Below are 25,544 nucleotides of genomic sequence, written 5' to 3'. Positions count from 1 at the left end.
CGATCATCTCCAGAAGCTTGGGTCGGTCCCACCGCCCACCGCTGGCGGTCTCCTCGAACACCCGCTTGCAGCCGGCCGCATCGAGCGCGCGCCGCTGCGCGGCGTTCGACTGGTCGTCGCCCTTCGACACGCGGGCATAACCGATCAGATAGGGTTCGCGCGTCATCTGCGTCTCTTTCACAAACGGCCGTATCTGGAGGCGGAAACAGCATGCACCAATTTCCGCAGCCTTGGGTCTTTCACAATCCTCTTTCACTAAGCCAACAAAAGGCAAGAGGTTTTTGGAGGATGAAACATGCCCGCACGTATTCCGATGACCCAGCGGCAGCGCGCCGCGTTGCTTGCTTTGCCCGACAGCGAGGCGGCGGTGGTGCGACATCATGGCCTCGATGCCGAGGACCTTGCTGCGATCGGCTTCGCACGCACTCCGGCGACCCGCTTGAGCTATGCCCTGCAACTCTGCTGCCTGCGCTATCCGGGGCGACATCTGCGCACAGGCGAGCTGTTGCCTGCAATCATGCTCGACCACATCGCCGAACAGGTCGGAGTGGATGCAGGCGTCGTCGCCGACTTCGCGCGGCGAGCGCCGACCCGCTACGATCAGCTTGCCGCCATCAAGGCGCGCTTCGGATTCACCGATCTGAGCCGGCCAGCGCGCGGCATCATGATGACTTGGCTGGAAACCGAAGCCATGGCTATCGTGGACGGGCGCATTTTGCTTGATCGATTGCTGGACGAGCTGCGCACGCGACGCATCGTCATCCCTGGCATCAGCGTCGTTGAGCGGATGGCGGCCGAGGCGATGCTTCGGACGGAAACCGATCTGGTCGCCGCGGTCGATGCTAAACTCGATGCGGATATGCGTCAGCGTCTCGATATGCTGATCGATGAGAAGGTACATGACCGGCAGAGCCGCTTGTCCTGGCTGCGCGAACCAGAGCCCCGCGTCGCGTCAGCCTCGCTTGCCGAAATCCTCGAGAAGGTCGCGATAATCCATAGGACCGGTATTTCCAGCATTCCGGTCGATCCCCTGCACGAGCCCCGCCTGACGCAGTTCGCCCGCGAAGGCGTGCGATATACAGCCCAGGCTTTCCAACAGATGCGCGTCTCCCGCAGGCGGGTCATCCTGCTTGCAACGCTGCGCGAGATGGAGGCCACGCTTACCGACGCGGCGATCGCCATGTTCAGCGCCTTGATGGGACGCGCTCACCTTCGTGCTCGCAAACGCCTGGAGCAGAGGGTCGCGATTTCGGGACGCGAAGGCCGCGATCGGCTGATGCGGATCGCCACTGTGCTGGAAACAGTTAGCCAGGCAGCACGCGCCGGCGGAGATATCGGTGCGGCCCTCAGGGATATCGTGCCTCTCGACATGCTCGATGCTGATGCCGCAATCATCCGTCGTACCGCGGCACCTCACAGGGACGATGTGCTGAGCGAGATCGCAGCCGAATACCGGACCTTCAAGCGAACAGGGCCTCTATTCCTGCAAGCGCTCGATTTCCACGGTCGGGCCGGCACCGCGGCATTGCGCGACGCGATGGCGATCCTGTCGAATCTTGATGGCGACTGGCGCAAGCCCCTCCCTGCCGACGTTCCGCTCGGTCATGTCGAGCGGCGCTGGCACCGCCATGTCGTGGTCGCCGGCAAGATCGACCGGACGCACTGGGAGATGGCGACTTACGGCGCGCTCACCAATGCACTGGCCTCGGGTGATATCTGGGTGCCGAGGTCAAGGCTGCACAGGTCGCTGGACGTGCTGCTCGCGCCGTTATCCGGCGCAGCGCTGCAACCGCCGTTCTCGCTCGGTAATCCACACGCATGGCTCGATCAGCGCGCCGCGCAGCTCGACAGCGCCTTGCGCGACGTCGCCCACAATCTGGCCGGACGCGATGCTGCCCTGTTCGCTGGCGAGCGATTGCGATTTCCCAAGGAACTGAAGGACGATGATGCCAGGCACGACGAAGGACGGCGCCTGACGCTTGCCTGCTACGACATGCTGCCTGCCACGCGTATCACCGACGTGTTGTCGCAAGTCGAACGCTGGACCGGCTTCACCCGGCACTTCGGGCACGTCTCGACCGGGTTGCCGCCTGGCGATGAGCAGGCCTTCCTCGCCACTCTGATTGCCGAAGCGACCAATCTTGGGCTGTCGCGCATGGCCGAGGTATGCGGCGCAGGGTCACGCCGCGCGCTGCTGCGCATGCAGACATGGCACATGCGCGAGGAAACCTTTCGGGCGGCGCTCGCCTGTCTGACCGACGCCATCCACGCCGAGCCGATCGCCGCCTGGTTTGGGCAAGGACACCGGGCTTCCGCGGATGGCCAGGCCTTCTACCTGGGCGGGCCGGGCGAAGCCGGCGGAGCGGTCAACGCCCATTATGGTCGCGACCCAGTGGTCAAGATCTACACCACCATCACCGACCGCTACGCGCCGCTGCACCAGACGGTGATCGCCGGCACGGCAGGAGAAGCCATCCATGCGCTCGATGGGCTCCTCGGCCATGACAGCAACGCCGATCTGACCGCGCTGCACGTCGATGGAGGCGGCGTTTCCGACATCGTATTCGCGACGATGCATCTCCTCGGGCTCGATTTCGAGCCGCGCATTCCTCGCCTGTCCGACCGGCGCCTCTACGCTTTCGAACCCTCGAAGCGCTATGGCAGGCTTGCGCCACTGTTCGGTCACAGGCTCAACCGGGACCTGATCGTCAGCCACTGGCCCGATATTGAACGTGTCATTGGCGCGATCCGTCACCGCACCGTCACGCCATCGTTGATCCTGAAGAAGCTGTCCGCCTACCGCCAGCAGAACAGCCTCGCTGCGGCGCTGCGGGAGATCGGGCGGATCGAGCGCACGCTGTTCACGCTCCGCTGGTTCGAGGATCCGGCTCTGCGCCGTACCGTCACTGCCGAGTTGAACAAGGGCGAGGCCCGCAACAGCCTTGCCCGGGCGGTCGCCTTCCATCGGCTCGGCCGTTTTCGCGACCGTGGCCTGGAGAACCAGCAGACCCGAGCGGCCGCGCTCAACCTCGTCACCGCAGCGATTATCCTGTTCAACTGTCGCTATCTGGGGCGCGCCGTCGACGAAATGCGTCGTCGAGGAAGCCCCATCGATCCAGCTATGCTGTCCCGGCTCTCGCCGTTGGGTTGGGATCGCATCAATCTCACCGGCGATTATGTCTGGTCCGATCACCTCGATCTCGACGCCAACGGCCTCATGCCGCTGCTCATCAAACCGCTACCGTGAATCCGTGTCCTGATAATGCACAGGGGCCACCTTGGCCTGACAACTCGCCAGGCGAACCCTCCCAAGCGCTGGACGGCGCCGTGCGCTGCCCGCCCCTCCGGGGCCGTTTGCCCAGAGCACTTTCAGTCCAAGGAGAGGAATCATGAAGACCTTGATATTCAGCGCTACGGTGGCCGCATTCACGATGCTCGCCGCCGCCCCAGTTCCGGCATTGGCACAGGCAGATGTCGAGAAACCGGCTACCATCAAGTGTGAGTGGCAACCCCAGGCTCCTGGTCCGCGTGCACCGCTAAGTGCACGGGTCTGCAGGAAGGTCGCCGACCAACGCGAGCAGTGGACAGGCAAAGGTGGACCGGAATGCGATCCGGCCTATACCGGCAAAACCGGCCGTTATGTGTGGCGGCAGCGGCCGCAATATGGTCCGCGTGCGCCGTTGCAGGGACCGGTCCGCGTTTGGGTCGATGGGAGCGATGTCTGCTGATAGCGTGAAGTGACGGCGAGGCGCTAACTTCCCCTCGCCGTCGATCATGGATTGGCGAACATTGCCTGTTCCAAACTTGTCGGAGCTCTTCGGGAGGCTCTTTCATGGCTCCTCCCGAAGAGCTCAGCGACTGTCTATAGTATCCGGGTGGCCGTCACGTCGAACGCGACCTTGCCGCGACGGCAATGCCATCGAGCAGTGAAGGCTTGCCGTCGAACGCCATGTTCATCGCCGCCGACCGTCCGCGCCGGCTCGTGAAGCTGACGGGACGCGAATTGCAAAACTGAGAGTGCAGGCGTGTCGTTGAACATGTTCAAGATGCCAGGTGCGTCAGGATCGGACATTCCGGTCGGTTGTTGCCGTCACAGCTCTTCGCCAACCCCATCAGCGCTTCTCGCATCGCATTTAGCGCATCCGCCTTGCGGCCAAGGTCGGCCGCTCGGGCCTCTGCCAGCGCCTTGACCTCTGAACTGGCGCGTGCACGATCGGACCATAGATCAAGCAGCTTTTGGATTTCTTCGATCGGAAAGCCGAGATCGTGGGCATTGGCTATGAAGCGCAGGCGATGGACGTCGGCGTCGCTGTAATCGCGATAGCCACTATCCCGCCGCACAGCCGATGGGACCAGGCCGATCTTTTCGTAGTGGCGGATCATCCGCTGTGAGACCCCGCTCGCGCCCGACGCACCGCCTATGTTCATAGCGCCGCCCGATTAAGGCGCAGCGCGTTGGTGACCACGCTGACTGAGGACAATGCCATCGCTGCTGCAGCGATGATCGGCGAAAGCAGGATGCCGAAGATCGGATAGAGCAGCCCTGCCGCGATCGGGATCCCGGCGGCGTTGTAGATGAAGGCGAAGAACAGGTTCTGGCGGATGTTGGACATCGTCGCCTCGCTAAGCCGGCGCGCACGCACGATGCCGTTAAGGTCGCCCTTCAGCAGGGTCACGCCAGCGCTTTCGATCGCGACATCGGTGCCCGAACCCATCGCGATGCCGACATCGGCGGCGGCGAGCGCGGGCGCGTCGTTGACCCCGTCGCCAGCCATGGCGACGATGCGCCCTTCACTCTTCAATCGCGCGACCACCGCGCTTTTCCGATCCGGTAGCACTTCGGCTTCGACGTCGTCGATCCCGAGCTTTCGCCCGACCGCTTCGGCCGTGGTGCGATTGTCGCCGGTCAGCATCACGACCCGTATGCCCTCCTTGCGAAGCGCCGCGATGGCCTCGGCCGTCGTCGCCTTGATTGCATCGGCGATGGCCAGAATGCCGGCCGCCTGCTTGTCGATGCCGATGAAGATGGCGGTCGCGCCATCCTGGCGCAGTTCGTCCGCCTGGGGCTCGAGTGCGCTGACGTCGATCCCGTTTTCTGACAGGAAACGGGCGTTGCCCAGGGTGATGCGCTTGCCATCCACCGTGCCGATCGCGCCCTTGCCGGTCGGTGAATCAAAGTCCGCGACCTCGGGAAGCACGATTCCCCTGTCCTTGGCGGCGGCGATCACGGCGAGCGCCAGCGGATGTTCGGACGCCCGCTCCACGCCGGCGGCGAGCCGCAGCAGTTCGGTCTCTTCATAGCCTGTCGCCGGAATGATGCGGGTGACCGATGGTCGCCCCTCGGTCAGCGTACCTGTCTTGTCGACGACGAGCGTGTCGATCTTCTCCATCCGCTCCAGCGCTTCGGCATTCTTGATGAGCACGCCGAGCCCCGCGCCCCGGCCGATGCCGACCATGATCGACATTGGCGTCGCAAGCCCCAAGGCGCAGGGGCACGCGATGATAAGCACGGCGACGGCGGCGATCAGGCCATGGGCCAGACGGGGTTCTGGCCCCCAGATACCCCATACACCAAAGGCAATGAGCGCGATCAACAGGACGGCGGGCACGAACCATCCCGCGACCTGGTCGGCCAGGCGTTGGATAGGTGCTCGCGAACGCTGCGCGTCAGCGACCATCTGGACAATGCGCGCCAGCATCGTGTCGCGGCCCACCTTCTCGGCGCGCATGACGAGGGCACCGCTCTGATTGATCGTTCCGCCGATGACAGTGTCGCCGAGCGCCTTCGTGACGGGCATCGACTCACCCGTCACCATCGACTCGTCGAGCGAGGATCGGCCGTCTTCGACCTTGCCATCGACCGGTACTTTTTCGCCCGGCCTGACACGGAGGAGATCGCCGACGGCTACCTGGTCGAGCGATACCTCCTCGTCATTCCCGTCGGCGCCAATGCGGCGCGCGGTCTTGGGGGCGAGGTTGAGCAGCGCCTTGATGGCGCCTGAGGTCCGCTCGCGGGCGCGCAGTTCGAGCACCTGTCCCAGCAGCACCAGCACGGTGATGACGGCGGCGGCCTCGAAATAGATAGCGACTGTGCCGTCCATCATTCGAAACGCTGCGGGGAACACCCTCGGGGCGATGGTCGCGACCACGCTATAGGCCCAGGCCACGCCCGTCCCCATCGCGATCAGCGTGAACATGTTGAGGTTGCGCGTCCGGATGGACACCCATCCCCGTTCGAAAAATGGCCAGCCCGCCCAGAGTACGACCGGGGTTGCCAGTGCAAGCTGCAACCATCCGGACATGCGGGCCGGTACAAGATTGTGCAGTGCTGGGAACAGGTGGCTGCCCATTTCCAGGACAAAGACCGGGATGGTGAGCAGCACCGCGATCCAGAAACGCCGCGACATATCCAGGAGTTCGCCGCTTGGTCCGGTGTCTGCCGTCACAAGTTCCGGCTCGAGCGCCATGCCACAGATCGGGCATGGCCCGGGATGGTCTTGACGGACCTCCGGGTGCATGGGGCAGGTCCAGATCGCGCCTGGTTGAGCGACCATCGCCTCTTTGTCACCCGCGGACAAGTAGCGCACCGGCTCGGCGACAAACTTCGTGCGGCATCCGGCGCTGCAGAAATGATATTGCTCGCCATGATGCGAGGCATGATGAGGCGTTGCGGCCGGATCGACCATCATCCCGCAAACCGGATCCTTGGCCGTCTTCGCGTCCGTGCCGCCGCCGTGCTTGGCCGCGCAGCAGCTGTGCGCACCCGAATTGCTTGCAGGAACAGGGTCAGTCACAGGCTCGTCTCCTTATCGACGAAAAGCAATCTGGGGCCTGACATCGTGTCAGGGTCAAGCCCGACGAAAATATATTTTCGCGTGGCTGACTCTGCGCTGCCGCGTCAGCCGGACAACAGATTGTGGATGGCCGTCGCGGCCTTAGCCGCCTGACCTGCCGCAACGGCAATTTGATCCAGTCCTTCAACCATGTCGCCGGCCGCGAACAGGCCGCCGACTGTCGTTTGCTGGTGCGCATCGACGACGATGCCACCTCCCCGGCTCAGGCCAGCGCCAGCCATTCGCGCCAATTCCGAGCGAGGGGCGGTTCCGAGGGCAACATAAAGGGTGTCGAATTGGAGCAATTGGCCATCGGCCAAATGGGCGTGCAGGAATTCTCCATCGATCGACAAATCTCGAACCGGCGCGCGTTCGACGGCAATACCGCCTCGAGCCAGATCTGCCGTCTCGGCTACCGACAATTGCGAACTGTCTTGCGCGAGCAAGGTCACGGTGTCGCTATAGTGGCGAACGAACAAAGCCTCGGCCGCGCCATGGTCGGAGCAGCCCAGCACGGCCACTCGCTTGCCGCGGACCTCATAGCCGTCGCAGATCGGGCAATAACGTATCAATCCCTGGGCGACGCCTCGATCATGCGATTCCTGCCTCATTCGGGGTCGATGATTTGTGACGCCTTGGGCAAGCAATATTGACCGGGCACTGAAAGTCTTGGCATCTGTATCGACGACGAAACCTGTCCTGACCCGGTCGATGCGATCGACGAGCCCAGGGACCAATTCGGCACCGTATTGGGCGGCATGTCGATGCATACGGACAAGCAGATTTTCGCCAGAGATACCGTCTGGAAAACCGAGGAGGTTATGTGTCGTCGGGATGCGGGTCGCGCGGCCATCGCCAGCATCGATGACCAGCGTAGAACGCAGAAACCGGGCTAGATAGGTGGCTGCTGTCAGCCCTGCGGGGCCGCCGCCGATGATGACGCAGTCGTACATGCGTGCCTTTCACTGAGCGCGGTCTTCACTGGTATTACGCGGAATGAGGCTTCTTCCCTCAAACGAGTGCGCGTTCTTCGAAAAAAAGGTCGGGTCGTGAGGGGTAAACCCCGTCGCTGCGTAAAATCAGATGAAGCCCATCGCCTAGCAGGATGGACAGCCGAGGTGCCCACGGGTCGCAGCGTGGCGCGGGGGCGAGCGGATGTGGGGAAGACGGATTGGAATAAACCGATCGCGCTCCATGTCGCTCGCCCCGCAACAACCACAGGCCGCAACGTCAGGGGGCGACGAAACCATCATCGTCGGGGGAGAGATGGAGACCTACAGCCCTTTTTCGGTTTCGATGGGCCAGGCGCTTTGGGTGATAATGGTTGTCGCTGGACCCCCGCTGATAATCATGCTGGTGGTCGGGCTCATTATCTCCATGATCCAGGCTGCGACTTCGATCAACGAACAGACTGTGAGCTTCGTCCCCAAGCTCCTGGCGTTCATTTTGTTCCTCGCGCTTTACGGGGCAACCGTTGGCGATCTCCTGATCGGCTACACCCGTGACCTGCTGACGCATATTCCGGACGATATCAGATGACGCGGGTCGCTTTTCGTCCTGGGCGGCCGCGCAAAAACTGTTCGTATACGGGGCGGAGTGTTAGCGTTGGAGAAGATCGACGCGAATGGGGGAACGGGGTTTGGCGGAATTTGAATTGCTGGCGCGGCAACTGATCCAACGATGGAGGGAAGATCCGAACGCGACGTATCAGAGCTGGTTTCTATGGGACGAGCGCATCAAGAATTTTCGTTCGATACGGCGTGGTCTCGCCCAGGTGGTCGCTGAAATCGAAGCCGGAAGGTTCGGCGTCGCCTATCGCGGATCTTCGCTGGAAACGGTCGTTCATTCAGTCGCAGAACAGAGGCAGATCTTCAAAGGCGCGGACCATGCGTTTCTCTGGAAGCCCAAATTGCGGATCCCCGACATCTATGAAAACCCGGCGAACCAGCGCGCCTTTGGCCGATTGCTCGATCACTGCGCCTGTTGCGACACCGCGGAAGAGATTATCGCAGGTATCCACACGATTGATCGCCTGAACATCAAGGGGCTGGGGCCTGCGGTCGCCAATCTCCTCTATTTCCTGCATCCGACCCTCGTGCCGCCGTTCAACACCGCGATCGTCAACGGCTATAACAAGCTGACCGGCGGCAAGGTGAAGCTCGGAAGCTGGCACCATTTTCTCGCCATGCGCTCGGGTGTGCTCGACCTGAACGAGCGGTTTCGCGATCTTCTGTCAAACGATCTGGGCGCTATTGGCGGCCTCCTGTTCGATATCGGCTCTGGCCGTTATCCGGCGCCGCCCCGCGACGAGGAAGACCAGACCCTGGGATCCTGGACCGCACGCCTCGAACAAGCTCGGGCGGAAGCACAAACGCTCAACAAAGCGCTGCAGAAGCAGGGCGAGAGTGATCGAACCCATTCGGAAATCCAGGCATGGCTGCGCGATATCGGTCTGGCCCTGGGGTATGACGTCTGGATCGCATCCAATGATCGGGGGCGACTGCATGACGGTGTGCGTTTGGGGGAGGGGTGCCTCGAGAGCTTGCCGGCTTCAATTTCGACGTCGACCGGAGCGGATGCTATCCGCCTCATTGATGTTTTGTGGCTGGAGCGGGGTGGTGACCGGGTCGCGGCAGCCTTCGAAGTCGAACATTCGACTTCCATCTATTCGGGGATCGTCCGGATGCTCGATCTTGCCCTGAGCGGCAGCGACCTGCATGCCACAGCCGGATTGTTCCTTGTCGCTCCAGATGCTCGCGAAAGCGAAGTGCGCGCGCAAATCGCAAGGCCGGCGTTCAGCCGGATCGCGGACCTGGAGATCGCCTATCTCCCTTATGGTGAGCTAGAACGGAACAAGGACGCGATTTCCCGGTTTGGCTCGGGCCTTAAAGCGATCAAAGCTATTTCGCGCGCGCTTCCATGAAGGCGGATTACATCCCCGATGCAGGTGGGGCCAGCAGTCCTAACCATGCAACGAGGGCTAGAATGACAAGAGCGCATCCGGTTTCAATGGCGAGGCTGCGACGAAGTGTTCCTATCGCCGAGGATGTATTGCCCGTTTCAATGGCTGCAGCGAGGGAGGGGGTCAGGAAGAAGCGATTGGCGGCGGCCAGCGTCAGCATGACGCCGAACAGTATCAGCTTTGCCCCCAGCAGAAGGCCGTAGAGACTGGCAAAAAGGGAACCGAGCCGGGATGGTCCGATCAGGATCCAACTGTTGATGAATCCCGACAGGATAAGCAGCCCTACGACTACCGATCCGACCTTTGCAAAGCCATCCAGCGCGCGGTGAGAAAGGTGGATATGATCGATCGCCATGCGAGCTGCAGGGCGGAAAATGAGAAGGCAAAGGGCGAATAATGCGCCTACCCAAATCCCCGCCGCCCAAAGATGGGTGATGTCGGCCCCAAGATGGACCCATCCCCGCAAGCCTTCGTCGGCAGCGCCATGCCCCGTCCAGGCCAAGGTCGCCAGAGCGACAGCGGCGGTCGCTGACAGCGACCACAGGGCGAAAGCGGGACGCCGCCAACCGACGATGGAAAAATAGAGCACGAGCAGGAGGGCCGCGACCCGTACCTGCCAGACCGTCCCGATCGCAGTGCCCGATATGAGAAGATTGACCGTGGCGCGGTCTACCTGATCGAGTGGCACGCCCCCCATCGAGGCCGCCAGGACCATCATGCCCAGGATAGATAATACGATACCGGCCAGCGCGATTGTCGCCAACACCGACCGGAAACGCAGGACCGAGCCGGATGCCCGCTCAGTCCCGCGCAACGTGTAGAGGCCGAACATCGGCAACCCGAAGAGGAGCATGAGATCGAGGAAAAGTCCCAGCCTCACTGCGATCGCTATGATGTCCGGCACGGTCTTACTGGACCTTGAAGGTGTAGCTGCCCTGGATGCGATGGGTGTCAGCAGAGACGACGTGATAGTCGACCTTGTAGGTTCCAACCGGCAACGGCTTGGCAAGCGTCGCGACGAGCGTCTTGCCATCGGCGCCCACGGTGGCCTTGACGCCGTTCATCTTCATCGGCGCCATCTTCATGCCTGGCATTTCGGTCATCGTCAGGTCGAGCCCGGAAAATTGTGCGACGAGCGCTTCAGAAAAGACGAGCTGAATTCTGGTCGGGGCGGCGACCACGGCATTTGCGGCAGGGGTGGCGGCATTGAGCTTAGGGTGAGCCTGCGCAGCGGTAGCGGTGAGGACAGACGCCGCCATGGCGACGGCAAAGATTGTTTTACGAAACATCGATTTCTCCATGGGCGGCGAGACTGCCGACACATCGAATTACCCACCACGCGGCGCCACCCCTCATCAGGCGCGCAAGAATTCTGCAAATCAGAACCCCGGCGGGATTTGCGAATGAGATCTGCGCGACAGATGAGGGATCGAAGCTTGCAGTGCGTATGGACAATTGGATGGGTGTGAGAACCACCCGGATCCAAGGGACGCTGCCGCTCGGGAGGAAGCTATGGAGAATGCTAGGACGACTTGGCTGCGCAGGCACTTTCCAAGTGTAGGTTTTATCGCTGCGACAGCGCTGGTCGGCGGCGCGCTAGCGGGGATCGTCGTCTATGTGGGTGCCTATGACATCGGGGCGGATTCGCCGCACACCAAACCGGTCTATTGGCTGATCGAGCAGCTCCGAGATCGTTCCATCGCCGTGCGATCTCGTGATGTGAATGTCCCGGCCAACCTTGGGGACGTGAAGCGGCTGCAGAGCGGGGCGGGGCTCTACACCGAGATGTGCAGCGGCTGCCATCTCGGGCCAGGACTGGAAAAGTCCGAAATCAGCCAGGGACTCTATCCGAGGGCGCCGGAGCTTTCCCGCGAGGAGCAAAGATCGCCAAAGGAGCAATTCTGGATCATCAAGCATGGGGTCAAGCTGACCGCGATGCCAGCTTGGGGTAAGACCCATAGCGACGAACTGATCTGGGATATGGTGGCTTTCGTAAGGCAACTTCCGCGTATGTCACCCGCCCAATATCAGGCGGCAATAGCCAGTGCGCCCGAAGACCATGACGCGATGATGAAGGATATGCCCGGCATGACGAAGACGGCGCCATAGCGTTGCGGCTGCTCCGTCGCTGTTGCTCAGATCTGCCCGCTATGTGCGATGCTTTGACGGACAGGCTGATAGAGGGGAAAGTAAAGAACACGTCCTGGGCCGTTGCCCCGGATTGATTGAGGATTGGACTTTTCGATGGATACCGACCTGGACCGGCTGCTGAGCCGCTTACGCAACGAACCGACGCATCCGGGGCTGATTGGTCTGGAGGATGCTGTGTTCCGACGCATAGCGGCATTGCCGCAGGTTTCGACCGCGTCTCAATTCCGCCTCGGTGCGGTCGCGGCTTTCGGAGCGGTACTGCTGGGTATCGCCAGCAATGGCTTTACGCCGCGTGCCGAGGCGTCGGTCACGCTATCGCCTTTCGGGCCATCAAATCCGCTTGCCCCTTCGACGCTGCTGGTAGGTTCTCAATGAAGCCCAAATTGCTCCTCCTCGTCGCCATCGTCGCCTTTGCATCGGCGGTTGCGGGCGTGTTCCTGGGCCGCTACTTTTTCCCGCGGCCCAAGGCAGCCGGCGTCGAGCTCCACGATGTCTTGCACAGCAAGCTCGATCTGGATGATCGTCAGAAGGCCAAGATCGAGCTGCTAGAGCAGGGTTTCGCCGTGCGTCGGCGCGCGCTGGAGCTTGAACTGCGATCGGACAATGCGCGTCTCGCAGCCGCGATCGAGGTCGAACATGGCGAAGGGCCGCGTGTGACCGCGGCCGTCGATCAGTCGCATCAGGCAATGGGCGAACTGCAAAAGGAAACGCTCGGGCACATCTTCGCCATGCGGCAAATCCTTCGCCCCGATCAGGCCAAGACCTTCGATCAGGCGGTGGTTCATGCGCTCACCGACGATGCACGGTGAGTCTGGATCTCCAGGCGTGTTCGGACGGTGAACTAGCGGCACTGACGCTTGCCGGTCGGCAGTCGGCTTTCGCCGAGATTATGCGTCGGCACCAGACAGCGATATTTCGACTGGTGCGCGGCCTGGTCGGGAATGCCGAGGAAGCACTTGATCTCACGCAGGACTGCTTTGTATCCGCGTTCAGCCATCTGCGGAAATATGATGGTGCGCGTCCGTTGCGCGCCTGGCTATCCCGGATCGCGATTAACAAATGTCGCGATTGGCGCCGCCGCCAGAGGGTGCGGCAGCTCTTCACATTTGGCTCCGCGCCGTCGGATGATGAGATTGAGCAAGTGCCGGATGACGCACCCTCCGCACATGCCAGTGCTGAATCGAAAATAGAGGTGGAGCGACTGTCGGCGGCGATCAGCGCATTGCCTGCCACGTTGCGTGAAGTCCTGATGCTCAGGACCGTCGAAGGGCTCAGTCAATCAGAGGCCGCCAAAGCGCTTTCCGTCAGTAGCAAGGCTGTGGAGACGCGCCTGTATCGCGCGCGCGCGCGCCTCGCAGAAATACTCGCTGAGGAATGAGGGGTGCGCGCTGCTCGCGCGTAAGGATAAAGAGATACCGCGCTTAAGCGTCTTTTCAGACCCAAAGTGCTGCACGTTGAACAAGGAGATATTATGTCCCCCGGATTGAACCGCCGCGACCTTTTCCGCGGCGCTGCGCTGGCCGGCGGTGGCCTCGCATTGTCGGCATGGCTGCCGGCATGGGCTCAACCCATTTCGTCCGGGATTGCCAAGCCACTGCCAACGGTCAGCGGGAACGATATCACGCTCAAGATCGCGCATCAGATGATGATGATCGACGGCCGACAAAGCCATGCCATCGGCATCAATGGCACTGTGCCTGCGCCCCTCATCCGTCTGCGTCAGGGCCAAAACGTCCGCCTGTCGGTGATCAACGATCTCGAGGAAGACAGCTCGATCCACTGGCACGGCCTGCTTTTGCCGTTCCAGTTCGACGGCGTGCCCGGCATCAGCTTCCCCGGCATCAAGCCCAAGTCGACCTTTGTCTATGAGTTCCCCATCGTCCAGGCTGGCACCTATTGGTATCATAGCCATTCGGGGCTGCAGGAGCAGTTAGGTCATTACGGACCGATTGTCATCGACCCGGAAGGCGAGGATCCGATTCAGTCGGATCGAGAGCATGTCATCGTGCTCTCCGACCATAGCCAGATGCATCCGCACGCAATTTTCCGGAAGCTCAAGCAGGTCGGCGGTGGCTATTTCAATTATCAGCGGCAAACGCTGGCCGGTTTGCTGGCCAAGGAAGACCAACCCCTCAAGGACCGACTTGACTGGGGCAATATGCGGATGGATCCGACCGACGTGTCCGATGTCACGGGCTCGACCTATACCTATCTCGTGAATGGGCATGGCCCACGGGACAACTGGACCGCGCTTTTCAAGCCAGGTGAGCGCGTTCGCCTGCGTTTCGTCAATGCCTCCGCGATGACGACGTTCAATGTCCGGATTCCCGGTCTCAAACTTACGGTTGTTCAGGCCGACGGGCTCAATGTCAGGCCGGTCGAGGTCGACGAGTTTCAGATCGCGGTTGCCGAGACCTATGATGTCATCGTTACTCCGACCGATGATCGCGCCTACACGCTGGTCGGTGAATCCGTTGATCGTTCGGGCATGGCACGCGCCACACTGGCTCCGCGTGAAGGCATGACGGCCGAAGTTCCGCCGCTCCGCAAGCGGCCCCTTGCCGATATGAAGGACATGGGCATGGGGGACATGGATATGAGCGGCATGTCCGGCATGGACCACGCAGCAATGGGGCATGACATGTCTGCCGGCGGAGCTGCCGCGGGCGGGATGGCAGGCATGGATATGGGGGCCGGCGCGTCGATGCCAAGCATGCAAAAACCGGCGGATAGTTCCATGGCCAACATGCCCGGAATGGGCAGCGGGTCCGGTGATACAATGGGCGGCATGGCGATGGGCGGAATGGGCGGCATGAACATGCGCGACGCCAGCAAAGCGCCGCAGGTTAAGATGGGACCGGGTGTCCAGACGATCTCGCCCATGCCGATGGATCGCACGGGAGAACCGGGACAGGGTCTCGAAGACGTTGGCCACCGGGTTCTTGTCTATCGCGATCTCATGGCGGTGGAGCGCAACCCCGATGTTCGCGCGCCAGACCGCGCGATGGAAATCCACCTGACCGGGAATATGGAACGCTATATGTGGTCGTTCGATGGGGTGAAGCTCAGTGACAAGCGCGAGCCCATTCCCTTTATCGAAAACGAAAGGGTCCGCGTCACGCTCGTCAATGACACGATGATGTCGCACCCGATCCATCTTCATGGGCATTTCTTCGAGCTGGTGACCGGGCATGGCGAGTATTCGCCGCGCAAACACACCGTCAATGTCGCACCAGGAGGCAAGGTAAGTTTCGACGTCACCGCAGACGCAGTCGGCGACTGGGCGTTTCACTGCCATATGCTCTATCACATGCATGCCGGGATGATGCGCGTCGTCTCCGTCCGTCCCCGGGGAGATGCCGCATGAAGTCGCTTCTCCTTCTGATCGGCGCGGCCCCGCTCGCCTTGGCGACCCCAGTCAGCGCGCAGTCGATGCAGAATATGCCGGGCATGAACATGCCTGCTGCTCAGCCAGCGGCGAAGAAAAAGCCGGTGGCCAAGCCAGCAAGCCAGCCCAGGCGCGCCGCTGCGCCCACGGCTAAGGGCAAGCCTGCCACCCCGAAGCGCCGGGCACCGGCAGCAAAACCCAAGTCGGCGCCGCACGACATGTCGGGCATGGGGGCTATGTCCGGCATGGAGATGCCCGGTGACAAGACGCCTCCAACGGCTGACCCGCATGCCGGCCACGACATGTCCGGCATGCCTGGCATGACCATGCCCGATGGGGCGGGCGGTACGATGAAACACGACATGCCCGGCATGGACATGCAGGCGGCACCCGGCGGTCAGCCGATGCAGCACGATATGTCGTCGATGCCCGGCATGGCGATGGATGGGCCGATGGCAGCCCATGGCGCTGGTGGCACCAGTCTCATGCCCGGCAACGCCCCTGCACCCCAACCTCCTACCGACAACTATGCCGACCGCGTCTACAAAAACGGCGAGATGGCGGCTTCGCGTACCATGCTGCATAAGGAACATGGCGGCTCATCCAGCTCGATGATCCTGTTCAATCTGGCGGAATATCAGGTCCGTAACGGCCGCGACGGCTATCGGTGGGACGGGGAGGCGTGGTTCGGCAAGGATCTCGATCGGCTGGTGGTCAAGACAGAGGGTGAGGGCGTTCTTGCTGGCAGAAGCGGCACCTACATGGAGACCGCAGAAGTTCAGGCGCTCTACAGTCGTGCACTCGACCCTTATTGGAACCTCCAGGCGGGTGTCCGTTACGATTTCAAACCCAACCCATCCCGTACTTATGCGACGATCGGTATTGAGGGGGTGGCGCCTTACTGGTTTGAGACCGAGGCTGCCCTGTTTCTGTCGAACAAAGGCGAGGTGTTGGGGCGGATCGAGGGCTATTATGATCAGCGTATCACGCAACGCCTCATTCTCCAGCCGCGCCTGGAAGTGAACCTTTCAGCACAAAATGTCCCGGAGACGCGGATTGGAGCGGGCATCACGAACGCCGAATTGGGACTGCGTTTGCGTTACGAACTGCGCCGCGAATTTGCCCCCTACATCGGCGTTTCTTACGACCGAAAGTTCGGGCGGACGGCGGACTATGCACGCTCAGACGGAGGGGACGTGAAGGCGGCCAGCTTTGTAATCGGTGTTCGGACCTGGTTCTGAGAAGCGCCAAACTCCGCTTCCACATCGGGGCTAGCCGCGTTCATCGCTGGTTAGCCCTGGTTATCGGCGTCCAGCTGCTGCTTTGGTTTGCGAGCGGTCTTGTCATGAGCCTGTTGCCGATCGAGCGAGTCCGCGGTGAACATCTCGTCGAGCGATCGTCGCCGGCGATATTGGAACAGTCGAGATCGCGCGCGCCGTTGGACCTAGTGTTGCGCGCGGCGACCAGACCCGTGCGTGAAGTCCGATATCGCGCGCTGCTCGGCCGCGAGATTGCGGAGGTCGAGTCTATCGATGGGACGATCTCACTCCACGATGCAGAAACAGGTCGTCGACTTGGTCCCGTGAACGCTGCGATGGCTCGCGCGGTGGCGATACAGGCCTACCGTGGTACGTCGGAGCCGCCGAGCGTGCGCCTGGTTGTGGCGTCGACCCCAGAATTCAAGGGCGTCCTGCCGGCCTGGCGGGTGGACTTCCCTGACCGCGAAGCGACCCGCGTCTATGTTGCCCAGAATAGTGGTCGGATCGTCGCTGTGAGAAATGGAACGTGGCGCCTGTACGATTTCTTCTGGGCGCTCCACATCATGGATTGGAAAAACCACGAAAATTTCAACACGCCGTGGTTGATGGCGTTTGCCGCAGGTGGTCTCGCATTGGCGATCGCGGGTTCGGCACTTTTGTATCTTCGGTGGCCGCGAAAGCGACGCCGCACGGGTTGAATAGTCAAGCAGGATCGGGGCGGGGGCCAAAGGAGACGACCAATGATGAAAAATGCCTATGCGAGCCTCGCCCTGCAGACCTTGGTTGGCGGCGTCATCATGTATCTGGTGATGTTCGTCATGATCGACAGCTTGGGGAGCTTCTACAACAACCTGAATATGCTCTACATGACGCTAATGATGGTGGCGCCCATGGTGGTGCTGATGGTCCTCGCGATGGGCCATATGTTCCCGTCGAAAAAGGCAAACGCGGCCCTTATATTAGGGTCAGTTGCGATATTCGCCGGATCATTTGCCCTCATCCGCACGCAAACAACGATCGGCGATACAGCATTCCTCCGATCGATGATCCCGCATCATTCGGGCGCGATCCTGATGTGCCGCGAGGCCTCCTTGAAGGATCCGGAAATCGTTCGTCTGTGCAGCGGCATCGAGGAATCTCAGCGCCGCGAAATCGATGAAATGAAGGCTATTCTAGCCCGCAAGTAGGCTTCGCGCTCCCGTTCCCGTAAATTTTGTGCCGCCTCACGAGGGAAATGGCGCGCCCATGCGTATTATCAATGCGGGGCGCTGAGGAGAGAATTGTGAAGAAAATAGTCCCCATCATCATCGCTGGACTGGTGGCCGCGCCGGCGATCGCCCAAATGCAGGGCATGGACCATAGCAAGATGGACATGCGCCAGACCATGAACCCCACGCCAGCCAATCCTTACCCGCCTGCAGAAATGGAGATGCATCAGAAGATGATGTCCGCCACGGGCAGCGATGCAACGGAGACCTGGGTGCGCAAGATGATCGAGCATCATCGCGGTGCGATTGCGATGTCACGCATCGTTTTGCGCGACACCAAGGACGCGCAGGTCCGAATGATGGCGAACAAGTCAATCACCGAGCAAACGCGAGAAGTGGGCGAGCTTCAAGGCTGGCTGAGAGCCCACAACAAGCGCGCCCAATAGACCTTTCCTCCCCGCCCAGGGGCGGGGGAACCAATAAGGGATCGTATGACACTCAAATTTGCCCTCGCTGCGTTCATAGCAGCCTTCTCCGTCGCCAGCGCCGAAGCTGCCCCGATCATCATGCATCGTGACCCTGGTTGCGGTTGCTGCGAACAGTGGGCGGCCCAGGTGCGCAGACAATTTGGACAAAGCGTCAATATCGTCGACGACCAGCAACGCGGCCGCTTTCAACGCGCTCAAGGCGTGCCCGCTGCGCTGGCATCATGCCATACTGCAATTGTCGATGGCATGGTTTTCGAGGGCCACGTTCCCATTGCCGACATGAAGCGCGCGATCGCGAAGCGCCCGAAGGGCGTAAAGGGATTGGCCGTAGCGGGCATGCCGCTGGGTTCTCCGGGGATGGAAGTCCCCGGCCAAAAACCACAACCCTACTCTGTCATCGCCTTCGGATCGGCGGGTCAGACGGTATTTGCCCGACACGGCGGGTGACCATCTCGTTGATCTTTGATGCTACGAGGCGTAATAAATAACGGCTGTGAAACGCGTTTTGCAACTTCTTCTCCTTCTGGGAGCCATGGTTGGCTTGATTGGCCAAGCGGCGGCCTTTGCGTCCGCTCCGCCTGCGATGTCCGCCCCAATGGCCACGTCTGTGCAGGCCGTGGCTGGGATGTCGGAAGACTGCATGAAGATAATGGCACAGCAGCAACAACCTGCTCAGAAGCCTTGCAAGGGCATGACCCTGGAATGCATCGCGGCCATGGGCTGCGTCGTTCCGCTGGCCGTTCGTAATGACGCGCCTATGCTGGAAGCACGCGAAGCCAGTCCAGCTCTGCCCTTCTGGGCAACCATCACTGTCCTGCACGGCAGTGACCTCACTCCCGAACCGGAACCACCGACTCTCCTTGGCTGATCGACACCGGCTGCCAGGCAGACAGGATTCTTGCGTCTATCGCGCATCTGAAAATCCTGTCTGACCCGCGGCTACCACGATATTTTGCCCAAGGATTACAGTCATGAAGAACCGTGTTTTCTATGCCCTGCTGGGCATTGCGCTTGCCGCTCCCGTTGCCGCTTTCGCCGGCGAACCCAACACAAACTCGCAGTCTGGCCATTATGAATGGCGTTAATCGCCAAACTATGGCCCGCGTGCGCCATCTATGAGCCCCCGTCGCGTCTGGGTGCCCGATGCTCCGCAGATGGCGAACTGCAACTGCGACATGATGAAGATGAGCGCGGCGGACTGCATGAAGGAGATGCATAGCATGGCATCGCCTTCGTCGGCTCCCTCGGCCGGCTAGGCACAGCCTCTGGCCGTGTAAGGTCGCATAGACGGCCAGGCCAGCAGTGGCGGCGGGATTGCCCCCATCCCGCCGCCACTGACATGCCTGCCAGAGTGCGCGACGCCGGCCTGATCCTCCGATCAGGAGTTTTCCATGCGATTGTTTGTTTGTCTGCCGCTGCTCGCGGCGATCCCCGGCGTTGCATTCGCTGGTCCCCTCACTTTCGACGCTGCGCTCCAGCGCGCGCGGCAGGAAGCGCCGTCGATCAAGGCCAAGGCGCTCGCCGCCGAGGCCGCTCGTTCCGCTCGTGGCGGCGCCGGATCGCTACCTGATCCGACTCTGGCCGTTGGGCTCGACAGTTTCCCGATCTCGGGGCCATTGGCGTTTGCTCCCGGGCAGGACAATTTCACGATGGCGCGGGTGGGCGTGTCCCAGGATATTCCCAACCTCGCCAAGCGCCGTGCGCAACGCGCCCGCGCTGACAGCGATATCAAGGCTGCAGATGCCGACACCGCATTTGAGGCGCGTTCGGTTGAGGTCGGCACTGCGCTTGCCTGGATCAACCTTGCCTATGCCGAGCGCCGGCTGACCGCGCTTGATGATCTTCTAGCCCGTCTGGAGCGCGTGGTGCGGACAACGCCCAGTGCCGTCGCGTCGGGCAATGCCCGGCCTGCGCAGACTCTTGCCGGCCGACAGGCTATCGCCTCATTAGAAGATCGTCGCAGCGAACTGGTCTCAAACATAGCGCGGGCACGGGCTGCTCTGACGCGATGGACGGGTGACCCGGCGCCTGAAATTGCCGGATCTATTCCCGACTTCCCTGTCGATGGGGCCGAACTGCGCGCTGGCCTGGATCGCCTTCCCACCATGGCAATGATCGACGCCCAGTCCGGTCAGGCAATGGCCGATGTGCGTATGGCCGATGCCAACCGCCGTTCCGACTTCGGGGTGAACCTTGCCTATCAACGCCGCGACCCTCGTTTTGGAGATTATGTGTCAGCCGGTGTGACGGTCAGTCTGCCCTTCTTTACCCGCAGTCGACAGAATGCGGGCATTGCGGCGGCCCAGGAGAATGCCGGACGCATCCTGGCCGAACGCGACGCGGCCCTGCGGGCGCTGGCCGCTGATCTCGAAACCGATCTTGCGGACCATATCATGCATCATGAACAGTGGCTGCGCGCGCGGGACACATTGCTGCCACTCGCCGAGCAGCGGGTGACGTTGGAGACGGCAAGCTACGGGGCAGGTCGCGCCAATCTTGTCGATATCGCGGATGCCTATGCGGCCCTTGCCGACGTCACCCTCAACACTCTCGACCGTGAAGCCCTTGTCGCTGCTGACGGTGTTCGACTGAACCTTACGTATCGGAGCGAATCGCAATGAGCCATTTCACAATCCCTCGGGGCGGCCTTTTCGGTGCCGCGGCGCTGCTCGCGGTCGCCGCTGGCGGGGTCGGTTTCACCATCTCTGAATGGAGAGGAGGATCACCCGACGCTACGGCCGCCAAACCGCCGGCACGCAAGATCCTCTATTGGTATGACCCGATGATCCCCGCTGAGCATCATGACGGTCCAGGCCTGTCGTCGATGGGAATGCAAACAATCCCGCGCTATGCGGATGAGGTGGGGGCAAGCGCGGCACAGCCGGGAATATCGATCGACCCGTCCGCCTCCCAGGCGCTCGGGATGCGAACGGTGGCTGTGCGGCGCGGCGAATTGGCGAGCAGTCTCACCGCCACCGGCACGATCGACTTCAACCAGCGCGACGTTGCGATCGTTCAGGCGCGTGCAGGCGGCTTCGTTTCCCGTGTCTATGGCCGCGCACCTGGTGATGTGATCGGTGCAGGCGCGCCGCTTGCCGATGTTCTGGTGCCGGAATGGGGCGGCGCACAGACCGAGTTTCTGGCGGTCCGCCGCACCGGCAACGCCGCTCTGATCCAGGCCGCGCGTCAACGGCTCATGCTGCTCGGCATGCCCTCCGGCACGATCGCATCGGTCGAGCAAACCGGACGACCGCATAATGTGATCACCATCTCCACGCCCACGGGCGGCGTGATCAAGACGTTGAACGTGCGGGGCGGCATGACCTTGATGGCAGGCCAGACGCTTGCCGAGGTCAACGGGCTCGGCACGGTCTGGTTGAATGCCGCCGTGCCGGAAGCGGTCGCCGGTCCCTTGAAGCCTGGACAAGCGGTGCGAGCCGCGCTTGCAGCCTTCCCCGGCGAAACCATCTCCGGGCGCGTTTCGGCGATCCTCCCCGAGACACAGGCCGACAGCCGCACACTCACCGTTCGGATCGAGCTGCCCAATCGCGGCGGGCGACTGCGTCCCGGCATGTTTGCGACCGTCTCGTTTGGCGGGAGCGCGCAGCCGGCGTTGCTGGTGCCGTCCGAAGCCCTGATCCGCACTGGCAAGCGCACGTTGGTCATGCTCGCGCTCGACAAGGGGCGCTACCGCCCTGCCGAGGTGCAAACTGGGAGGGAAGCTGGCGATGATACGGAGATTCTGGCGGGCCTGAGCGAAGGCGAAAAGATCGTCGCTTCGGGTCAGTTCCTGATCGATTCCGAAGCAAGCCTCTCGGGCGTGGAAGCACGGCCGATCGGTGCTGACATGCCAAAGAGTCCTGCCAAACCTATGCCGACCGGCGCAGTCTATGAGACCGTCGGTACGATCGAAAAGATCACCGCCCAGTCGGTGACGCTGAGCCATCAAGCCGTGCCAGCCATTGGCTGGCCAGCGATGACGATGACGTTTCAGCTCACAGACCCGAAAGTCGCGCGCGGCTTAAAGACGGGCGACCGGGTCCGGTTCGGGTTCGATCAACCACCGAGTGGACCAACCGTGCGACGCATGGCGAAGGTAATGGGCCAGTGATCGCCCATCTCATCCGCTGGTCAGTCAGAAACCGCTTCTTCGTCATGATCGGGGTGCTGACGCTGATCGGCGTGGGCGTCTGGGCGGTGCGATCGACCGCGATCGATGCGTTGCCCGATCTCTCGGACACGCAGGTGATCATCCGCACCTCCTATCCCGGGCAGGCGCCGCAGATCGTCGAGAACCAAGTCACTTATCCGCTCACCACCACAATGCTCTCTGTGCCCGGCGCAAAGACCGTCCGCGGCTATTCCTTCTTCGGCGACAGCTTTGTCTATGTGATCTTCGAGGACGGCACCGATCTCTATTGGGCGCGCAGCCGCGTGCTCGAATATCTCAACCAGGTACAAGGCCGGCTGCCGGCCAGCGCCCGCAGCGCGCTGGGGCCGGATGCGACCGGGGTGGGCTGGGTCTATGAATATGCGCTGGTCGATCGCACTGGCCGCCACGATCTCTCGCAGCTTCGCGGGCTTCAGGACTGGTTCCTGCGCTACGAGCTGAAAACGGTAACGGGGGTCGCAGAGGTCGCCAGCATTGGCGGCATGGTGAAGCAATATCAGGTGCTGCTCGATCCGGTGAAGCTCGCCGCCTACGGCGTGACCCACGCCCAGACGGTCGATGCCATTCAGAAGGCCAATCAGGAGAGCGGCGGCTCGGTACTGGAGATGGCCGAGGCCGAATATATGGTCCGTGTCTCCGGCTATCTGAAGACGCTCGACGATTTCCGCGCCATTCCCTTAAGGACCGCAGCCGGCGGTGTGCCGGTGCGACTGGGCGACGTTGCCACGATCCAGGCCGGCCCCGAGATGCGGCGCGGGATTGCCGAACTGAACGGTGAGGGCGAGGTCGCGGGCGGCGTTGTGATCCTGCGCTCGGGCAAGAATGCGCGCGAGACAATCGCGGCGGTCAAGGACAAGCTCGCAGAGCTCAAGAAGGGCCTGCCACCCGGCGTCGATGTGGTTACGGTCTATGATCGCTCGCAGCTCATCGACCGCGCCGTTGAGAATCTGACCCACAAGCTGGTCGAGGAATTCATAGTCGTTGCGATCGTCTGCGGGCTCTTCCTTTGGCATGTCCGTTCGGCGCTCGTTGCAATTCTCACGCTTCCGCTTGGTGTGCTGGCAGCCTTCGTCGTCATGCGTTTCCAGGGGGTCAATGCCAACATCATGTCGTTGGGCGGCATCGCGATCGCCATCGGCGCGATGGTCGATGCCGCGGTCGTCATGATCGAGAATGCCCATAAGAAAATCGAGCGATGGGAGGAGGATCACCCGGACGAACATCTCGAGGGGGATACCCGATGGACCGTCATCACCGAAGCGGCAGCCGAAGTTGGGCCAGCGCTGTTCTTCAGCCTTCTGATCATCACCCTGTCGTTCATTCCGGTGTTCACGCTGGAAGGACAGGAAGGACGGCTGTTCGCACCGCTCGCTTTCACCAAGACCTATGCGATGGCGTCGGCGGCGATCCTGTCGGTGACCCTGGTGCCGGTGCTCATGGGTTTGCTGATCCGGGGCAAGATTCCGCCCGAGCAGTCCAACCCGGTCAATCGCTGGCTGACGAACATCTACCGGCCCGCGCTCGACTGGACGATGCGGCGGCCAAGGACCGTACTGCTGATCGCGGCGCTCGCTTTTGCAACAACCGCCTGGCCGCTCACCCAGCTTGGCGGCGAGTTCATGCCGAAGATGGAGGAGGGTGATCTGCTCTACATGCCCTCGGCGCTGCCGGGTCTCTCGGCGGCGAAGGCGTCGGACCTGCTCCAGCAGACCGACCGCCTGATCAAGACCGTGCCCGAGGTCGAGAGCGTGTTCGGCAAGGCCGGCCGCGCCGAGACTGCCACCGATCCTGCGCCGCTTGAGATGTTCGAGACGACGATCCAGTTCAAACCTCGCGACCAATGGCGACCGGGCATGACTCCGGACAAGCTGGTCGAGGAGCTTGATCGAACGGTAAAACTGCCCGGCCTCGCCAATGTGTGGGTGCCGCCCATTCGCAACCGGATCGACATGCTGGCGACCGGCATCAAGAGCCCGATCGGGGTCAAGGTGTCGGGTGCTGACCTCGCTGAGCTCGACCGCATCGCGCACGATGTCGAGACAGTTGCGAAAACCGTGCCTGGGGTCAGTTCGGCGCTCGCAGAGCGCTTGACGGGCGGGCGCTATGTCGATGTCGATGTCGATCGGGCCGCTGCCGCCCGATTTGGGCTCAATATTACGGACGTGCAGCGGATCGTCTCTGGCGCGATCGGCGGCGAGACGATCGGCGAGACGGTCGAGGGGCTGGCACGGTATCCGATCAGCGTCCGCTATCCGCGGGAGCTACGCGACAGTCTTGACGGAATACGGATGCTGCCGGTCCTGACCCCGTCCGGACAGCAGATCACGCTCGGCACCATTGCGCGCGTCTCGATCGCTGAGGGGCCCCCGATGCTCAAGACCGAAAACGCCCGCCCATCGACCTGGGTCTATGTCGACGTGCGCGGACGCGACCTTGCGTCGGTCGTGAGTGACCTGCAGCATGCGATCGCAAGACAGGTGACGCTCTCGCCAGGGGTTAGCGTCGCCTATTCGGGACAGTTCGAATATCTCCAGCGTGCCGTTGCCAAATTGAAGCTCGTCGTGCCGGCGACGCTGCTGATCATCTTCGTGCTGCTCTACATGATCTTCGGGCGGTTCGATGAAGCAGCTTTGATCATGGGGACGTTGCCGTTCGCGCTCACCGGCGGCATCTGGATCCTCTATCTGCTCGGCTTCAACCAGTCGGTCGCCACCGGGGTAGGTTTCATCGCGCTCGCTGGCGTCTCCGCCGAATTCGGCGTCGTGATGCTGATCTACCTGAAGAACGCCTTGGAAGAGCGCACCGATCCGGATGTCGCCGAGGTCGAGACGGCAGTGCGCGAAGGCGCACTGCTCCGCGTTCGGCCCAAGGCGATGACGGTCGCCGTGATCCTCGCTGCCCTCTTGCCGATCCTGCTGGGATCGGGCGCCGGATCCGAAGTCATGAGCCGGATCGCCGCGCCGATGATAGGCGGCATGCTGACCGCGCCGCTGTTGTCGATGTTCGTCCTGCCTGCCGCCTATCTGCTGCTTCGGCGGCCGAAGATGAAGCCCAATGACCAACACGTTTCATTATAAAGGAGAA

General features: G+C 62.0%; 24 protein-coding genes. 18 read left to right on the top strand and 6 right to left on the bottom strand.

Features of this window, described 5'->3' with window-relative positions; genetic code table 11:
- Nucleotides 1-166 (bottom strand): recombinase family protein (locus BRX37_RS18845; RefSeq protein WP_164522486.1); only part of this gene is annotated, 166 nt, incomplete at its 3' end.
- 129 nt (nucleotides 167-295) lie between these two features.
- Here BRX37_RS18845 and BRX37_RS18840 point away from each other — a divergent pair.
- Nucleotides 296-3,247 carry a Tn3 family transposase gene (locus tag BRX37_RS18840; protein ID WP_228168062.1) on the top strand — a complete coding sequence of 984 codons (2,952 nt, stop codon included), beginning with the start codon at nucleotides 296-298 and terminating at the stop codon, nucleotides 3,245-3,247.
- A 142-nt stretch (nucleotides 3,248-3,389) separates the two neighbouring features.
- The gene (locus BRX37_RS18835; protein WP_125988681.1) at nucleotides 3,390-3,728 is read left to right on the top strand and encodes a hypothetical protein; all 339 of its coding nucleotides are present in this window, start codon (nucleotides 3,390-3,392) and stop codon (nucleotides 3,726-3,728) included.
- 313 nt (nucleotides 3,729-4,041) lie between these two features.
- On the opposite strand, the gene BRX37_RS18830 is transcribed toward BRX37_RS18835, so the two are convergent.
- The 3 genes from BRX37_RS18830 to BRX37_RS18820 form a co-directional block, all read right to left on the bottom strand.
- Nucleotides 4,042-4,428, bottom strand: coding sequence for a MerR family transcriptional regulator (locus BRX37_RS18830; protein WP_026109405.1), 387 nt, complete (start codon nucleotides 4,426-4,428; stop codon nucleotides 4,042-4,044).
- Entirely contained in the window at nucleotides 4,425-6,794 is a 2,370-nt protein-coding gene (locus BRX37_RS18825) for a heavy metal translocating P-type ATPase (RefSeq protein WP_026109406.1), read from the bottom strand. Before BRX37_RS18825 ends, BRX37_RS18830 begins: the two co-directional genes overlap by 4 nt.
- 104 nt (nucleotides 6,795-6,898) lie before the next feature.
- Nucleotides 6,899-7,786 carry an NAD(P)/FAD-dependent oxidoreductase gene (locus tag BRX37_RS18820; protein WP_125988678.1) on the bottom strand — a complete coding sequence of 296 codons (888 nt, stop codon included), beginning with the start codon at nucleotides 7,784-7,786 and terminating at the stop codon, nucleotides 6,899-6,901.
- A 241-nt stretch (nucleotides 7,787-8,027) separates the two neighbouring features.
- Here BRX37_RS18820 and BRX37_RS18815 point away from each other — a divergent pair, with 241 nt between their 5' ends.
- A complete protein-coding gene (locus tag BRX37_RS18815) occupies nucleotides 8,028-8,372 on the top strand; it encodes a flagellar biosynthetic protein FliQ (RefSeq protein ID WP_017502270.1) in 345 nt (114 codons plus the stop codon).
- 100 nt (nucleotides 8,373-8,472) lie between these two features.
- Nucleotides 8,473-9,756, top strand: a complete 1,284-nt coding sequence (locus tag BRX37_RS18810; RefSeq protein WP_246428431.1) for a type II restriction endonuclease — start codon at nucleotides 8,473-8,475, stop codon at nucleotides 9,754-9,756.
- 7 nt (nucleotides 9,757-9,763) lie between these two features.
- On the opposite strand, the gene copD is transcribed toward BRX37_RS18810, so the two are convergent.
- On the bottom strand, nucleotides 9,764-10,699 hold the full coding sequence (gene copD, locus BRX37_RS18805) for a copper homeostasis membrane protein CopD (protein WP_017502271.1): 936 nt from the start codon (nucleotides 10,697-10,699) through the stop codon (nucleotides 9,764-9,766).
- 4 nt (nucleotides 10,700-10,703) lie between these two features.
- On the bottom strand, nucleotides 10,704-11,096 hold the full coding sequence (gene copC / locus BRX37_RS18800) for a copper homeostasis periplasmic binding protein CopC (RefSeq protein ID WP_051035789.1): 393 nt from the start codon (nucleotides 11,094-11,096) through the stop codon (nucleotides 10,704-10,706).
- 211 nt (nucleotides 11,097-11,307) lie between these two features.
- On the opposite strand from copC, the gene BRX37_RS18795 reads away from it, so the two are divergent.
- The 14 genes from BRX37_RS18795 to BRX37_RS18725 all read left to right on the top strand — a co-directional run bounded on the left by BRX37_RS18795 (nucleotide 11,308) and on the right by BRX37_RS18725 (nucleotide 25,537).
- Complete coding sequence (locus tag BRX37_RS18795) at nucleotides 11,308-11,904, top strand: c-type cytochrome (protein ID WP_017502273.1); 597 nt, start codon at nucleotides 11,308-11,310, stop codon at nucleotides 11,902-11,904.
- Nucleotides 11,905-12,039: 135 nt separating this feature from the next.
- Nucleotides 12,040-12,321: a hypothetical protein gene (locus tag BRX37_RS18790; protein WP_017502274.1), complete on the top strand. Its 282-nt coding sequence runs from the start codon at nucleotides 12,040-12,042 to the stop codon at nucleotides 12,319-12,321.
- Nucleotides 12,318-12,755 carry a periplasmic heavy metal sensor gene (locus BRX37_RS18785; protein ID WP_017502275.1) on the top strand — a complete coding sequence of 146 codons (438 nt, stop codon included), beginning with the start codon at nucleotides 12,318-12,320 and terminating at the stop codon, nucleotides 12,753-12,755. The genes BRX37_RS18790 and BRX37_RS18785 overlap by 4 nt, the downstream gene beginning before the upstream one ends.
- Entirely contained in the window at nucleotides 12,752-13,324 is a 573-nt protein-coding gene (locus tag BRX37_RS18780) for an RNA polymerase sigma factor (protein WP_021243451.1), read from the top strand. Before BRX37_RS18785 ends, BRX37_RS18780 begins: the two co-directional genes overlap by 4 nt.
- Nucleotides 13,325-13,417: 93 nt before the next feature.
- Nucleotides 13,418-15,313 (top strand): copper resistance system multicopper oxidase, encoded by a 1,896-nt coding sequence (locus BRX37_RS18775; RefSeq protein ID WP_021243450.1) that lies wholly within the window; start codon nucleotides 13,418-13,420, stop codon nucleotides 15,311-15,313.
- Nucleotides 15,310-16,575: a copper resistance protein B gene (locus BRX37_RS18770; protein WP_017502279.1), complete on the top strand. Its 1,266-nt coding sequence runs from the start codon at nucleotides 15,310-15,312 to the stop codon at nucleotides 16,573-16,575. The genes BRX37_RS18775 and BRX37_RS18770 overlap by 4 nt, the downstream gene beginning before the upstream one ends.
- Entirely contained in the window at nucleotides 16,566-17,291 is a 726-nt protein-coding gene (locus tag BRX37_RS18765) for a PepSY domain-containing protein (RefSeq protein WP_031290469.1), read from the top strand. The genes BRX37_RS18770 and BRX37_RS18765 overlap by 10 nt, the downstream gene beginning before the upstream one ends.
- Before the next feature lie 42 nt (nucleotides 17,292-17,333).
- Complete coding sequence (locus tag BRX37_RS18760; RefSeq protein ID WP_017502281.1) at nucleotides 17,334-17,780, top strand: DUF305 domain-containing protein; 447 nt, start codon at nucleotides 17,334-17,336, stop codon at nucleotides 17,778-17,780.
- 71 nt (nucleotides 17,781-17,851) lie between these two features.
- A complete protein-coding gene (locus BRX37_RS18755; RefSeq protein WP_017502282.1) occupies nucleotides 17,852-18,247 on the top strand; it encodes a DUF305 domain-containing protein in 396 nt (131 codons plus the stop codon).
- Nucleotides 18,248-18,292: 45 nt separating this feature from the next.
- A complete protein-coding gene (locus BRX37_RS18750) occupies nucleotides 18,293-18,736 on the top strand; it encodes a DUF411 domain-containing protein (protein ID WP_017502283.1) in 444 nt (147 codons plus the stop codon).
- Nucleotides 18,737-18,884: 148 nt separating this feature from the next.
- Nucleotides 18,885-19,157 carry a hypothetical protein gene (locus BRX37_RS18745; RefSeq protein WP_225207622.1) on the top strand — a complete coding sequence of 91 codons (273 nt, stop codon included), beginning with the start codon at nucleotides 18,885-18,887 and terminating at the stop codon, nucleotides 19,155-19,157.
- 523 nt (nucleotides 19,158-19,680) lie between these two features.
- A complete protein-coding gene (locus BRX37_RS18735; protein WP_017502287.1) occupies nucleotides 19,681-20,910 on the top strand; it encodes a TolC family protein in 1,230 nt (409 codons plus the stop codon).
- Nucleotides 20,907-22,400: an efflux RND transporter periplasmic adaptor subunit gene (locus BRX37_RS18730; RefSeq protein WP_017502288.1), complete on the top strand. Its 1,494-nt coding sequence runs from the start codon at nucleotides 20,907-20,909 to the stop codon at nucleotides 22,398-22,400. Before BRX37_RS18735 ends, BRX37_RS18730 begins: the two co-directional genes overlap by 4 nt.
- On the top strand, nucleotides 22,397-25,537 hold the full coding sequence (locus tag BRX37_RS18725; RefSeq protein WP_017502289.1) for an efflux RND transporter permease subunit: 3,141 nt from the start codon (nucleotides 22,397-22,399) through the stop codon (nucleotides 25,535-25,537). The genes BRX37_RS18730 and BRX37_RS18725 overlap by 4 nt, the downstream gene beginning before the upstream one ends.
- Nucleotides 25,538-25,544 lie beyond the last annotated feature (7 nt).

Source organism: Sphingomonas sp. S-NIH.Pt3_0716 (assembly GCF_003950715.1).
Lineage (GTDB): Bacteria > Pseudomonadota > Alphaproteobacteria > Sphingomonadales > Sphingomonadaceae > Sphingobium > Sphingobium yanoikuyae_A.
The sequence above is the reverse complement of the archived record's forward strand: the minus strand, read 5'-3'. Positions and strand labels throughout refer to the sequence as shown.

What these genes read in the sequence shown, in the direction of transcription:
- BRX37_RS18745 (WP_225207622.1), top strand. Translation starts at nt 18,885, where the DNA reads ATGGCCACGTCTGTGCAGGCCGTGGCTGGGATGTCGGAAGACTGCATG.
- BRX37_RS18790 (WP_017502274.1), top strand. Translation starts at nt 12,040, where the DNA reads ATGGATACCGACCTGGACCGGCTGCTGAGCCGCTTACGCAACGAACCG.
- BRX37_RS18750 (WP_017502283.1), top strand. Translation starts at nt 18,293, where the DNA reads ATGACACTCAAATTTGCCCTCGCTGCGTTCATAGCAGCCTTCTCCGTC.
- BRX37_RS18795 (WP_017502273.1), top strand. Translation starts at nt 11,308, where the DNA reads ATGGAGAATGCTAGGACGACTTGGCTGCGCAGGCACTTTCCAAGTGTA.
- BRX37_RS18770 (WP_017502279.1), top strand. Translation starts at nt 15,310, where the DNA reads ATGAAGTCGCTTCTCCTTCTGATCGGCGCGGCCCCGCTCGCCTTGGCG.
- BRX37_RS18830 (WP_026109405.1), bottom strand. Translation starts at nt 4,428, where the DNA reads ATGAACATAGGCGGTGCGTCGGGCGCGAGCGGGGTCTCACAGCGGATG.
- BRX37_RS18820 (WP_125988678.1), bottom strand. Translation starts at nt 7,786, where the DNA reads ATGTACGACTGCGTCATCATCGGCGGCGGCCCCGCAGGGCTGACAGCA.
- BRX37_RS18735 (WP_017502287.1), top strand. Translation starts at nt 19,681, where the DNA reads ATGCGATTGTTTGTTTGTCTGCCGCTGCTCGCGGCGATCCCCGGCGTT.
- BRX37_RS18775 (WP_021243450.1), top strand. Translation starts at nt 13,418, where the DNA reads ATGTCCCCCGGATTGAACCGCCGCGACCTTTTCCGCGGCGCTGCGCTG.
- BRX37_RS18760 (WP_017502281.1), top strand. Translation starts at nt 17,334, where the DNA reads ATGATGAAAAATGCCTATGCGAGCCTCGCCCTGCAGACCTTGGTTGGC.
- BRX37_RS18730 (WP_017502288.1), top strand. Translation starts at nt 20,907, where the DNA reads ATGAGCCATTTCACAATCCCTCGGGGCGGCCTTTTCGGTGCCGCGGCG.
- BRX37_RS18835 (WP_125988681.1), top strand. Translation starts at nt 3,390, where the DNA reads ATGAAGACCTTGATATTCAGCGCTACGGTGGCCGCATTCACGATGCTC.
- BRX37_RS18840 (WP_228168062.1), top strand. Translation starts at nt 296, where the DNA reads ATGCCCGCACGTATTCCGATGACCCAGCGGCAGCGCGCCGCGTTGCTT.
- BRX37_RS18785 (WP_017502275.1), top strand. Translation starts at nt 12,318, where the DNA reads ATGAAGCCCAAATTGCTCCTCCTCGTCGCCATCGTCGCCTTTGCATCG.
- copC (WP_051035789.1), bottom strand. Translation starts at nt 11,096, where the DNA reads ATGGAGAAATCGATGTTTCGTAAAACAATCTTTGCCGTCGCCATGGCG.
- BRX37_RS18815 (WP_017502270.1), top strand. Translation starts at nt 8,028, where the DNA reads ATGTCGCTCGCCCCGCAACAACCACAGGCCGCAACGTCAGGGGGCGAC.
- BRX37_RS18755 (WP_017502282.1), top strand. Translation starts at nt 17,852, where the DNA reads ATGCGGGGCGCTGAGGAGAGAATTGTGAAGAAAATAGTCCCCATCATC.